The sequence below is a fragment of the Streptomyces chartreusis NRRL 3882 genome (assembly GCF_900236475.1).
Lineage (GTDB): Bacteria > Actinomycetota > Actinomycetes > Streptomycetales > Streptomycetaceae > Streptomyces > Streptomyces chartreusis_D.
This window is the reverse complement of sequence record NZ_LT963352.1, coordinates 3,543,903-3,556,703: the sequence shown is the minus strand read 5'-3', so window position 1 is coordinate 3,556,703 and position 12,801 is coordinate 3,543,903. Positions and strand designations below refer to the sequence as shown.

The 12,801-nt window shown below is 73.7% G+C and carries 7 protein-coding genes; 6 read left to right on the top strand and 1 reads right to left on the bottom strand.

Annotated elements, in window-relative coordinates; genetic code table 11:
- Nucleotide 1: 1 nt before the first annotated feature.
- Nucleotides 2-1,045, bottom strand: coding sequence for a serine hydrolase domain-containing protein (locus SCNRRL3882_RS15755; protein ID WP_010036498.1), 1,044 nt, complete (start codon nt 1,043-1,045; stop codon nt 2-4).
- Nucleotides 1,046-1,227: 182 nt separating this feature from the next.
- Between SCNRRL3882_RS15755 and SCNRRL3882_RS15750 the strand changes: the two genes are divergently transcribed.
- The 6 genes from SCNRRL3882_RS15750 (at nt 1,228) to SCNRRL3882_RS15725 (ending at nt 12,762) form a co-directional block, all read left to right on the top strand.
- Nucleotides 1,228-3,261 (top strand): serine/threonine-protein kinase, encoded by a 2,034-nt coding sequence (locus SCNRRL3882_RS15750; RefSeq protein ID WP_029180948.1) that lies wholly within the window; start codon nt 1,228-1,230, stop codon nt 3,259-3,261.
- A gap of 153 nt (nt 3,262-3,414) precedes the next feature.
- A complete protein-coding gene (locus SCNRRL3882_RS15745; RefSeq protein ID WP_029180947.1) occupies nt 3,415-5,925 on the top strand; it encodes a protein kinase in 2,511 nt (836 codons plus the stop codon).
- Nucleotides 5,926-6,092: 167 nt separating this feature from the next.
- Nucleotides 6,093-7,895 carry a serine/threonine-protein kinase gene (locus SCNRRL3882_RS15740; protein ID WP_010036491.1) on the top strand — a complete coding sequence of 601 codons (1,803 nt, stop codon included), beginning with the start codon at nt 6,093-6,095 and terminating at the stop codon, nt 7,893-7,895.
- Nucleotides 7,896-8,007: 112 nt separating this feature from the next.
- Nucleotides 8,008-9,198 (top strand): serine/threonine-protein kinase, encoded by a 1,191-nt coding sequence (locus SCNRRL3882_RS15735; protein WP_231911131.1) that lies wholly within the window; start codon nt 8,008-8,010, stop codon nt 9,196-9,198.
- An 83-nt stretch (nt 9,199-9,281) separates the two neighbouring features.
- Nucleotides 9,282-10,997 carry a serine/threonine-protein kinase gene (locus SCNRRL3882_RS15730; RefSeq protein ID WP_010036483.1) on the top strand — a complete coding sequence of 572 codons (1,716 nt, stop codon included), beginning with the start codon at nt 9,282-9,284 and terminating at the stop codon, nt 10,995-10,997.
- A gap of 136 nt (nt 10,998-11,133) precedes the next feature.
- Nucleotides 11,134-12,762 carry a succinic semialdehyde dehydrogenase gene (locus SCNRRL3882_RS15725; protein ID WP_010036481.1) on the top strand — a complete coding sequence of 543 codons (1,629 nt, stop codon included), beginning with the start codon at nt 11,134-11,136 and terminating at the stop codon, nt 12,760-12,762.
- Nucleotides 12,763-12,801 lie beyond the last annotated feature (39 nt).

Here is a 12,801-nt window from a genome sequence, read left to right as displayed (position 1 = left end):
TCTACGAGGTGCGGGGGCAGAACTCGGCCGCGAGCACCGCGGGTTCGAGACCGGGATCTGCGATCGCGTCCGTGTTCACGCGGAAGGTGAGGACACGCCGGCCGTCGACGGTGGCCGCGGCGCGCACGTAGCTGCCGGATATGTGCCCGTTGTGCCCCCACACCGTGGTGCCGCACGGCAGTTTCTCGGGAAACAGGCCCATGCCGTACGCGCCGTGCGCGGCACGGGTGTCGAGCATCTCGCGCAGCCTGCGCGGAGGCAGCAGCCGGCCGCCGAGCAGGGCCGAGTAGAAGCGGTCCAGATCGGCGAGCGTGGTCACCAACTCGCCCGCGGCGCCGGCCACCCGCGGGTCGAGATCGGTGACGTCGGTGCCGTCGGCGGCGTAGGCGCGGCCGTGCGGAGAGGGCAGCGAGGAGCGGGATCCGGGGAAGGAGGTGCCCGTCAGTTTCAGGGGAGTGATGATGCGCCGCTCGGCCTCGGCGGCGTACGAGTGGCCGGTGACCTGCTGGACGACCATGCCGAGCAGGACGTAGTTGGTGTTCGAGTAGGAGAAGCGGCCGCGTTCGGCCGGGGGGTGGGTGAGTGCGATGCGTACGGCCTGACGGGGTGTGACGGGTGCGGTTCCGCCGGTGTCCGCGGTGTAGTCGTACAGGCCGCTGGTGTGGGTGAGCAGGGAGCGCAGGGTCAGCGCGCGGCCGTCGTTGCCCGCTCCGCGCACCAGGCCCGGCAGGTGCTGCTCCACGGTGTCGGACAGCGACAGCCGGTGCTCGGCGGCCAGTTGCAGCACGACCGTCGCGATGAACGTCTTCGTGACGCTGCCGGCGCGGAAGTGGTCCGCCCGGGAGATTCCCTGCCCGGCGTGGGCATAGCGCGTGGTGGTTCCCTCCTGGGCGAGCAGGGCCGCGGCCGGAGCCCTGCCCTGGGTCACCAGCAGGGGGAGCACCGCGTCCGTGGGCGGAGCGGAGAGAGCCGACGAGTCGGCCGGAGGCAGGCCGAGGACGGCGACGGACACGGGCAGGGCCAGCAAGGTCCGAAAGGGCGGCACACCGGCTCCTCCCTGGTCGGGGCGTCGGGGGCCCATCATGCAAGGCGGCGCGCTGGGCGCAGCACCCGGGTTCCGGGTGGGCGGCCCGCCGGGGCGTTCCGCCAGGGGGCCCCTGGGCGCTGGGCACTTGTCGGGTGAGAGACAATGGAGGCTCTGTCAGGGCGGGTTGTATGAGGGGACGCATGTCGGAGGCGGAGCGGGCGGGCACATCTCGTCAGGACACTCGTCAGGACAACATGGAGCGTCTCCTCGCGGGGCGTTACCGGCTGGGCAAGGTGCTCGGCCGCGGGGGCATGGGCACGGTGTGGCGGGCCGAGGACGAGACGCTGGGGCGGACGGTCGCCGTCAAGGAGCTGCGGTTCCCGTCGAACATCGACGAGGAGGAGAAGCGGCGGCTGATCACGCGGACGCTGCGCGAGGCCAAGGCGATCGCGCGGATCCGCAACAACAGCGCCGTGACGGTCTTCGACGTGGTCCAGGAGGACGACCGGCCCTGGATCGTGATGGAACTCGTCGAGGGCAAGTCGCTCGCCGAGGTCATCCGGGAGGACGGCCTCCTCGAGCCGAAGCGGGCCGCCGAGGTCGGGCTCGCCGTCCTGGACGTGCTGCGCTCCGCGCACCGCGAGGGCATCCTGCACCGCGACGTGAAGCCGTCCAACGTGCTGATCGCCGAGGACGGCCGGGTCGTGCTCACGGACTTCGGCATCGCCCAGGTCGAGGGCGACCCGTCCATCACCTCGACCGGCATGCTCGTCGGCGCGCCCTCCTACATCTCCCCCGAGCGGGCACGCGGGCACAAGCCGGGCCCGGCGGCCGACCTGTGGTCGCTCGGCGGGCTGCTGTACGCGGCGGTGGAGGGCGCGCCGCCGTACGACAAGGGGTCGGCCATAGCGACTCTCACGGCGGTGATGACCGAGCCGCTGGAGGAGCCGAAGAACGCCGGCCCGCTGAGGGACGTCATCCACGGGCTGCTCACCAAGGACCCCGCCAAGCGGCTCGACGACGCGGGCGCGCGGGCGATGCTGAACTCCGTCATCCACGCACCCGTGACGGCCGAGCCGGAGCCGATGGACGCGACGAAGGTCGTGCCGCTGCCGGCGCAGCCGGACAAGGCCTCGCGCAAGGGCAGTTCGGCGGGGTCCGGGAGCAAGCGGAGCGAGGAGGCCGGGGAGCGGTTGCGCGGTGCGCTGCGTTCCGTGCGCAAGGCCGCCGCCGGAACGGCCGGGGCGTCGGCCGCGTCCCGGACCCGGGCCGAGGACGGTACGACCGCATCCGGACCGGAAGGCGGAAAGGCCGGGGCCGGGGACGCGGGTGCGTCCGTGCCGGAGCCGGGTTCGGCGGCGGCGTCGGCCTCGGGGGCGGCTGCCGGGGCTGGTGCAGGGTCCGGTGCGCACGGGACGAAGGGCGAGCCCGGGGGCCGGAGTTCGGGGTGGCCCGTCATGCCGCGGCCGGACCTGCCGCCACGGCCCGCGCCCAGGGCGCCGCTCACCGACGTGGTGCCGCGGCGGACCATGATGATCATCGCGGCGGTCGTGGTGCTCGCCGTGATCGGCACGGTGCTCGCCATCGCGCTCAGCGGAGACGACAAGGACTCGAAGGGGGCCGCCGGCGAGCGCGGCGGCAAGACCGTCGCCACCGCGTCGGGCAGCGCCGACACCAAGGGCGACGCGAGCGACGGCACGCGCACCGACAGCGCGGCGACGCAGCCCGCGCAGTCGGGGTCCGCCTCGAACAGCACGCCCGACGGCCGCGCGAGCGAGTCTTCCGGTGGCGGCAAGGGCACCGCCGCGGAATCGACGCACCAGGGCAGCCAGGGATACTCGATCGGGCTGCCGAAGGGGTGGAAGTACCAGTCCACGGGGGGCGCGGGCGACCGGTTCACCGGGCCCGACGGGCAGAAGCTGCTCATCGCCTGGACGTCCACGCCCAAGGGCGACCCGGTGGCGGACTGGAAGAGCCAGGAGCGCTACATGCAGCGCGCGCAGTACAAGAAGATCCGAATAGAGCAGGTGGACTACCGCGACTGGAACACGGCCGACTGGGAGTTCACCTACGTGGAGAGCGGCACCGAGTACCGGACCATCGACCGGGGTTTCGTCGTCGACGACCGGCAGGGCTACGCGCTCATGTACACGGCGAAGGCGGCCGACTGGGACGGTGAGCTGCGCAAGGAGACCTGGCGGACGCTGACCAAGACCTTCGAACCCAAGTCCTGAGCATGAGCGGCCCCGGGTTTGGGGAGTGAGATCTGGCATCCCCCCATTGCGGGTTGCCTGCGGCACGTATCGTAAATGTTTGCGGACCGTGCGCAGCCGGAACGGACCGTGGGGCGAACGGATGTGACCGACCAGGCTGCCGGGGGAGGCATCGTGGACGACTATGCGGGACGGGTGCTCGCCGACCGCTACCGCCTGCCGCTGCCGCCGTCCGACGAGTACGAACTCACCGAATCCCGGGCCTTCGACACCTACAGCGGACAGGAAGTCCTGGTCAGACAGGTGCCGTTGCCGGAGGTGGTCGAGGCGGAGGTCCTCGACGCGGAGGGGCTGCCCGACGGCTTCACGGCACGTGACGGTGGCGCGCGGCGGCCCGGCGCCCGTCCGGGCACCCGACGGCCGACGGATCCGGTGGTACGGCGCGCGGTCGAGGCCGCGCAGGCCGCGGCGGCCATTCCCGATCACCCCCGACTCGACCAGGTCTTCGACGTGTTCGCCGAGGGCGGCTCGCTGTGGATCGTCAGCGAGCTGGTGGCCGCGCGTCCGCTGGCGGCGCTGCTCGCCGAGAAGCCGCTGACGCCGTACCGGGCGGCCGAGGTGGCCTCCGACGTCCTCATGGCGCTGCGGGTGCTGCACGCGCACGGCTGGGTGCACCGGAACATCACCGCGCGGACGGTCCTCGTCTGCGACGACGGCCGGGTGATGCTGACCGGGCTGGCCGTGGGCGCGGCGGAGGAGGCGCTGTGCGGGTACGACCCCGTTCCGGCTCCGGCCCTCGACGAGCCCGGCCAGGAGACCGGTGGCGCCGCGATGGTCAATGGCGCCGGAGGCCCGGGGCGTGCCGGGGGCCCGGGAGGCGTCGGCGGCGCGGGTGATCCCGAGGCCGCGCGGCGGGCCGCCATAGAGGCCCGGGAAGCCCGGGGGCTGCCGACGGCCGGTGCCGGCGCGGGAGGCGCGGGCTCGCCCGTGCCGGCCCGCAGGAGCGTGGAGGACAGCGAGGATCCGCGGGCCGCGCGGGCCGGGGCGATCGCGGCCTACCGGGCGGGTGCCCGGGCCGCGGCCCGGGTCCAGGAGGCGCAGCAGAACGGCCGGGCCGCGCTGCCCGGTGCCCGGCCCGCCCCGGACGGCGGACCCGGGCCCCACGGCAACGGCTCGGTGCAGTCGCCGTACGTCCCCGGGCAGAGCACAGGCCCCGGGGCGCCCCCGCCAGGGCGGATAGCCGACCCCTACGGCGTGGGCGGCGCCCCCCGTACGACCGCCTGGCACGGCGCCACACCCCGCGGCGGAACCGGCAGCGCGCCCGCACCGCAGGAACAGGAGCAGACGGCTGTCTCCCCGGCCTCGGACCCCGTCGCCCCCGGCGAGTCCACCCGGTGGGACGACCTGGTCGCCCACACCCCGGCACCCCGGCGCGGCCCGGCCACGGCCCTGGCCGCCGAGCGGGCGCGGCAGGCGCGGATGGCCGTGATGGGGCCCGTGACGGAGCGCTGGGCGCCCGAGCAGGCCGGACCCGTGCACGAGAACTGGCAGTTGGCCGCGCCGATCGGTCCCGCCACCGACCTGTGGGCGCTGGGCGCGCTGCTCTTCAGGGCCGTGCAGGGGCATGCGCCCTACCCGGAGGAGTCGACGGCCGAGCTGGTGCAGATGGTGTGCGGGGAACCGCCCGCGTACGCCGAGGAGTGCGGGCCGCTCAGGCCGGTCGTGGAGTCGCTGCTGCGTCAGGACCCGACCGAGCGCCTGGACTTCGAGGAACTGCGCGGCTGGCTGCGCTCGCTCGTGCGCTCGGCGCCCGAGCCGGAGGCCGGTGTGCACGTCGTCGCGGCGCCGCCCGCCGACGCGAGCCGGCTGCCCGTCGTACGGCGCCGGGGCGAGCTCGTGCGCAGGCGGCGGGCCGGGCTGCCCGCGCACCACGGGCGGCACAAGCGGGCCAAGAAGGAGTCCCGGTCGCCGCACCGACTCGGCCGGACCCTGCTCCTGCTCGTCCTGCTCGTCATGGCCGCGGCGATCGCCTACGCCATGCTCTTCATGCCCAAGTCGCAGAGCGACGGCGCGCAGGGCACGGACCGCACCGGTGCCGCCGGTGAGGTCAGTCAGGCGCCCGAGGCGGACGCCAGCGGCGAGCCCCGGCCCGACCGGGCGTCGCCCGAGCCTGAGAAGAGCCCGTCGACATCGGCCGGTTCCACACAGACGCAGACCACCGGCCCGGAGGTCGCCGACGGCTTCACCCTGCGCAAGGACTCGGCGGGCTTCCAGGTCGCCGTAGCCAAGGGCTGGGACCGCACTCCACGAGGCGGCAGCGGTCAGGTCGTCTACGCGAAGGGCGACTTCGAGCTCATCGTCGTACCCGGCCGGGACAGCGCGTCGGAGTACGGCAGCGATCCGATGGACTACCAGCGGGAGAGGGAACGCGAGTTGCAGCCGTACCGCGATTCCAGCTGGGCCACCTCCACGGGGCTGAAGACGATCGAGGTGGGCGGGCGGACCATGGCCGAGGGGCAGTTCACCTGGACCGGCGACGACGGGGGCGAGCTGTACGTGCGCAACCTGGCGATGCTGGTCGCCGGGCGGTACCACGTGGTCCAGGTGCGCGGCCCGGAGTCCGAACGGGACGAGGTGACGCGGCTGTACGAGCAGGCGGCGGCGACGTACCGGGTGACGAAATGACCTTCTGAGCCGGCTGTCGTGCGCCGGAGTTCACCTCCCGGTTCCCTTCCGTCCCGGACACCGACAACCGTCACAGTGCGGTCACCGTGGTACCCCGCTTGTTCCCTGGGGATGGGCGGGTCCTTACGCTGACCCTGTCAAGACCATTGCGGGGCAACGTGAATCAGATGCAGGGCCTGCTCGTCGCGGGCCGCTACCGGCTCGCCGACTCCATCGGCAGTGGCGGCATGGGCCGGGTATGGCGAGCACATGACGAGGTGCTGCACCGGTCCGTCGCCATCAAGGAGCTGACGGCCGCCCTCTACGTCTCCGAGAGCGAGCAGGCCATCCTGCTGGCGCGCACCCGGGCCGAGGCCAGGGCAGCCGCGCGGATCAACCACTCCGCGGTCGTCACCGTGCACGACGTGCTGGAGCACGACGGCCGCCCGTGGATCGTGATGGAGCTGGTCGAGGGCCGCTCCCTGGCCGACGCGGTCAAGGAGGACGGGCGTGTCGAGCCGCGCGAGGCGGCGCGCATCGGCATGTGGGTGCTGCGGGCCCTGCGCGCCGCGCACGCCGCCGGCGTCCTGCACCGCGACGTCAAGCCGGGCAACGTCCTCCTCGGCCGGGACGGACGCGTCCTGCTCACCGACTTCGGCATCGCCCAGATCGAGGGCGACACCACCATCACCCGCACCGGAGAGGTCGTCGGCTCGGTCGACTACCTGGCGCCCGAGCGCGTGCGCGGCCACGACCCGGGCCCGTCCTCCGACCTGTGGGCGCTCGGCGCGACGCTCTACACCGCGGTGGAGGGCCGCTCGCCGTTCCGCCGCACCACACCGCTGACCACCATGCAGGCGGTGGTCGAGGAGGAGGCCGCCGAGCTTCAGCACGCGGGTGCGCTCACGCCCGTCATCACCGCCCTGCTGCGCAAGGATCCGGCCGCCCGGCCCGACGCGTCCGAGGCCGAGCAGATGCTCGCCGAGGCGGCGGAGGGGCGGCGGCCGAACGGGGCGCAGGCCTATGTGCCGACGCAGTACGGGGGATCGTCGCCGTACCGGGACGCGCACAGCGGCAGGAGCGCGTCCGGCACCAATCCGTCCGGCACGAACTCGTCCGGCACGGGCGCGGTCGGTAACGGCTCGGGATCGCACACCCGGACGCCGCTCCCGCCGCTGGCCGGGACGCCCGCCGGCGGGACGCCGACGGCCGGTGCCGCCACGGCCGGCACGCCGACGGCCGGTGCCGCCACGGCCGGCACGCCGGCGGCCGGGGCCTTTGCCACCGGCCACGGGACGCCCGGTCCCACCCGGCTCGGTCCGATGGCGACGGGCCCGCAGCCGGCCGGTTCGGGGCGACGCCGCCGGCTTCGTACCCTCGCCCTCGTCGTCGCTCTCGCGGCCATCATCGGCGGGGGCACCGCCGTGGCGCTCCAGCAGTGGAACGAGAGCCGGCAGACGGCGAGCGGCGCAGCCGGCTCGTCCGGTACCACGAGCACGGAGCAGCCCGGGAGTTCGGTTCCCGCCGGCTGGACCCGCCGCGACGACCCCGCGGGTTTCAGCCTCTACCTGCCCAAGGGATGGAAGCGCCAGACCTTCGGCCCGCAGGGCGAGCTCAAGCAGATCGACTACACGCCCGACGGCGGACGGCACTTCGTCCGGATCGCCGTCGACACCTCCCCGGACTTCGCCGACCCGTACGCCCACCAGCTCGACCTGGAGCAGCAGTTGCAGCGGCTGGTGGACTACAAGCGAGTGAAGCTGGAGCGCAACGTCTACCGTGACCGGGACGGCGCGCTGTGGGAGTACACCTGGACCGCGCAGCCGAAGGACACCAAGTTCCCCGGTCCGCGCAGGGCCATCGAGGAGACGTACGTCGCCCGCGACGGCACCGAGTACGCGCTCTACATGTCGGCGCCCGCGCGGGACTGGGCGAAGGCGCGCAAGCAGTTCACGTCGCTGCTGCAGGGCTGGCACGAGAAGACCCCCTGACGTGGGAGCCCTCTGACGCAGGGCCATGTGTTTCGGCCACCCGCGGGTCGCTGCCCCGGAGCCCCTCCCTCCGGTGGGGCATGATTGCCGCATGGGGACCGAGGGGCACAGCATGCGTGTCATCGCGGGCCGTTACCGGCTCGAGGCGAGGCTCGGGCGCGGTGGCATGGGCGTGGTCTGGCGGGCGACCGACCAGCTGCTCGGCCGGGGCGTGGCCGTCAAGGAGCTCCCCTTCGACGAGACGCTCTCCGCGGCGGAAGCGCGCCGGCAGCGGGACCGTACGCTGCGCGAGGCGCGGGCGGTCGCACAGCTGAGCCATCCGCACATCATCGTCGTCCACGACGTCGTCGAGGACGACGAACGCCCGTACATCGTCATGGAGCTGATCGAGGGCGGTTCCCTCGCCGACCGCCTCGCCACCCAGGGCCCGGTCGACGCCGCCGAGGCGGCACGGATCGGCATCGCCCTGCTCGGCGCGCTGCGCGCCGCGCACGCGGCCGGGGTTCTGCACCGCGACCTCAAGCCCGACAACGTGCTGCTGGAGGCCGGTACCGACCGGGTCGTCCTCACCGACTTCGGCATCGCCCAGGTCGCGGGCGCCCCCACGCTCACCGAGAACGGCTCCTTCGTCGGCTCACCCGAGTACACCGCGCCCGAGCGGATGTCCGGGGTCAGGACCGGGCCAGAATCCGACCTGTGGTCGCTGGGCGCGCTGCTGTGCGCGGCCCTCAGCGGCGAGTCGCCGTTCCACCGCGACTCGCTGGGCGGCGTCCTGCACGCGGTCGTCGTCGGCGACATCCGCCCGCCCGCGCAGGCCGGGCCGCTCCTGCCCGTCGTACAGGGCCTGCTGGAACGCGATCCCGATCGGCGGCTGGACGCGGACCGGGCGGAGCGGATGCTGCGGGCGTTCCGCGAGACGGGCAGCACGCCGCAGGCTCCGCCGCCCGGGTACGCGCCGACGGCGCGGGGTGCCTCGCACGGACGGCCGCAGGACAGCGCCGATCGGCAACCGCCGGTGCCGCCGACGGACCTGCCCGGGCCGGACGAGCGGCACGAGCAGTTGCTCCGGCAGCCCACGCGCCGGGTGCTCGTGGCCGCGCTGCTGGTCGCCGCGATGGCCGGGGCGGGCGTGTCGGCGGCGGCGCTGCTCATGGACGAGGGCGGCGGCGACGGCGGCCGTACGCCGAAGAGTTCGGCGCCGGAGACGCCCTCGGCCGGACCCTCCGCCCACCGGTCGGGCACTCCGAGCACTCCCGCAGCGACCAGCGCCACCACCACCGCGGCCGCCTCACCCTCGCCCTGACCCGGACATCGACGGAACGTGAACCGGCGTCCGGCCAGGGCCTCGCGTCGACAAGCGGCCGCCCCGCGGGGTACTGATGGGGCATGAGCAACGACGGGGGTGGGACGGGCGCCCAGGGCCGGTCGATCGGTGGGCGGTACCGGCTGATCGAGCGCATCGGCTCCGGCGGGTCGGGCACCGTCTGGCGGGCCTACGACGAACTCGTGCAGCGGGAAGTCGCCGTGAAGCAGCCCCGGTTGCCGGGCGATCCGGGCGACCCGGAGGACGAGAGCCGCCGGCGTGCGGCCCACCGGCTCTACCGCGAGGCCCGCGCCGCCGCCCGCGTCGACCATCCCGCCGCCGTCACCATCCACGACGTGGTCGTCGAACCGGAGCGGCAGCCGGAGGCACGGGCCGGGCGGACCGTTCGCCACGGCCGGGTCGGACGCGACGGGCTGGACGCGGTCGACGCGGCGCTCGACGGACTCCCCTGGATCGTCATGGAGTTGGTGCCGGGCGGGTCCCTGCACGAGGTGCTCCGGCGCGGCCCGGTGGAGGCGCGCGAAGCCGCCCGGATCGGCCTCGCCGTCCTCGGTGCGCTGCGTGCCGGGCACTCCGTCGGCATCGTGCACCGGGACGTGAAACCGGCCAATGTGCTGCTCGGCCCGCACCGACGTGTCGTCCTCACCGACTTCGGCATCGCCCATGTGCAGGGCGAGGAGTCGCTCACGACCGGCGGGGAGTCCATCGGCTCGCTGGAGTTCGTCGCGCCCGAGCGCATGACCGGCCGCATCGCCGGGCCCGCCTCCGACCTGTGGTCCCTGGGCGTACTGCTGTACGCGGCCGTCGAGGGGGCGTCCCCGTTCCGCCGGGACACGCCGGAGGCCACGCTCACCGCGATCCTCGCCGCCGAGCCGCCCGAACCGAAGCAGGCCGGACCCCTCGGGCCGCTGATCGCGCGCCTGCTGGTGAAGGAACCCGAACAGCGGCCGGGCGCAGAGGAGGTCGCGAAGGCGCTGGAGGCGGCGGCCGGGCAGCGGCCGGCGTCGGACGAGACACCGAAGGAGCCTCAGCAGGCCGCGCATACACGGGAGTCTGCGAACGTACGGGACTCTGCGCGGATGAGCGACTCTGTCGACATACGTGACTCTGCGAGCATGCAGGAGTCCGCGGACGACACGGTACCGCCGAAGCGTCAAGGCCTCCTCCGCCCCGGCCCCCTCGCCCTGATGAGCGCGCTCCTCGCCGGCGGCATAGGCGCCGCCACCCACCTCGGCGACACCAGCAGCGCGGAGACGACCGAAGAGGCCGCCCGCAAAAGCCCGGCCCCCACCGCCCCTGGCCCGAGTCCTGACGGCGCCTGGACCCCGCACCGAGACCAGGACATGGCGGCCGTACTCCGGCTCCCGAGCCACTACCGCGAACTCGACAAGGCCGGCAGCACGACCGACCAGCCCCGGACGGCGCTCTACGGCAGCGAGCGGGGCGGCTCGATCCAGGTCCGCCTCCTCGTCTGGGACAAGGCGCCGGGCTCCCCGATGGCCCAGGCCAGGAAGGCGCGGGTGGTCCGGGGCGGTGCCGAGGAGGACGCGCACACGCAGTACACCCGCACCAGCGTCCAGGGCTTCGAGGCCGCCCTCGCCGACACCACCTACAACCTGGACGAGGACCCCCGGCGGGTCATGCGGGTGGTGATCCGCACCGACGACGACCGCATGTACGAACTGCGCGTCGACATGCCCAAGGGCACGCCCGAGGAGACTGAGGGCACCTCGGTGTTCAAGGGCGCACGGGACCGGCTCAGGATCGTAAAAGGCTGAATCACACCCACTGGTCACCGCACAACGCCCTGATCAGGGCGTTCGTGCCAGCAGCCGCTGGCGCCTTGTGTGTACTCGGTGAAGCCGTATTACCGACGGGTACCCAAAGGCTCCGCCGGGGCATACCCTGCGCCTCATGACGGACGCGCACGCCCCGGAGAAGACCGGCACGGCACAGACCGGCACGAACCCCCTCGCCCCCGCCCCGGCGGGCGCCCGCACCGCCGCCGACGTGGTCACCCCCGAGCTGGTCGCCCAGCTCACCAAGGGCGTGGCAGGCTCCGGCCGGACCGCCAACCACACGCCGTTCACCGGCGAGAAGCTGGCCGACCTCCCCGAGTCGACGCCCGAGGACGTGGCGAACGCCTTCGAACTGGCCCGCGCCGCCCAGGCCGTGTGGGCACAGACCCCGGTACGGCAGCGCGCCGCCGTCCTGCTGCGCTTCCACGACCTGGTGCTGGAGCGCCAGGCCGAGGTGCTCGACCTGATCCAGCTGGAGACCGGCAAGGCCCGGCTGCACGCCCACGAGGAGGTCCAGGCCGTCGCGGTCGCCGCCCGGCACTACGGCCGCAAGGCCCCCGCCTACCTCCGCCCGAAGCGGCACGCCGGCGCCATGCCGACCCTCACCAAGGTCACCGAACTGCGCCACCCGCGCGGCGTCGTCGGCCAGATCGCGCCCTGGAACTACCCCCTGGAACTGTCGGTCGGCGACGCGCTCCCCGCCTTCGTCACGGGCAACGCGGTCGTCATGAAGCCCGACACCGAGACCTGCCTGACCGCCCTGTGGGCCCGTGACCTGCTCATCGAGGCCGGCCTGCCCGCCGACGTCTTCCAGGTCGTCCTCGGCGACGGCCCGGTCGTCGGCCCCGAGGTCGTCCGGCACGCCGACTACGTGTCCTTCACCGGTTCCACCCGCACCGGCCGCGAGGTCGCGCAGGGCGCCGCCGCCCGGCTGGTCGGCGTCTCCCTCGAACTGGGCGGCAAGAACGCCATGCTGGTGCTGGAGGACGCCGACATCGAGAAGGCGGCTGCCGGTGCCGTCCGGGCCTGCTTCTCCTCGGCGGGCCAGCTGTGCATCTCCATCGAGCGGCTCTACGTCCACGAGTCGATCGCGGACGCCTTCCTGGAGCGTTTCGCCGCCCGCACGAAGGCCATGCGCCTCGGGACGTCCCTGGCGTACGGCGCCGACATGGGCTCCCTGGTCGGCGAACGCCAGCTGGAGACCGTCACCCGGCACGTCCAGGAGGCGGTCGCCAAGGGCGCGAAGGTCGTCGCGGGCGGTGTGGCGCGGCCGGACATCGGCCCGTACTTCTTCGAGCCCACGATCCTCGACGGGGTCGCCACCGACATGTCCGTCTGCACGGAGGAGACCTTCGGCCCGGTCGTCTCGGTCTACCGCTTCACGAACGAGGACGAGGTGATCGAGCGCGCCAACGCCACGGCGTACGGCCTGAACTCCTCGGTCTGGACGAAGAACGCCCGCCGCGGCCAGGAGGTCGCCGCCCGCCTGCGCACCGGCACCGTCAACATCAACGAGGGCTACGCCCCCGCCTACGGCAGCGTCCAGGCACCCATGGGCGGCATGAAGGACTCCGGCCTCGGCCGCCGCCACGGCAGCGAGGGCATCCTCAAGTACACCGAGGCCCAGACTGTCGCCCACCAGCGCGTGCTCCCCATGGCCCCCTCACTGGGCATGGACGACGAGAGGTACGCCCAGTTCATGAGCCGCAGTCTGCGTCTGATGAAGGCACTGAGGTTCCGGTGACCGGCCTTCCTTAGACGCCTGGACCCACCCGCACTGCAC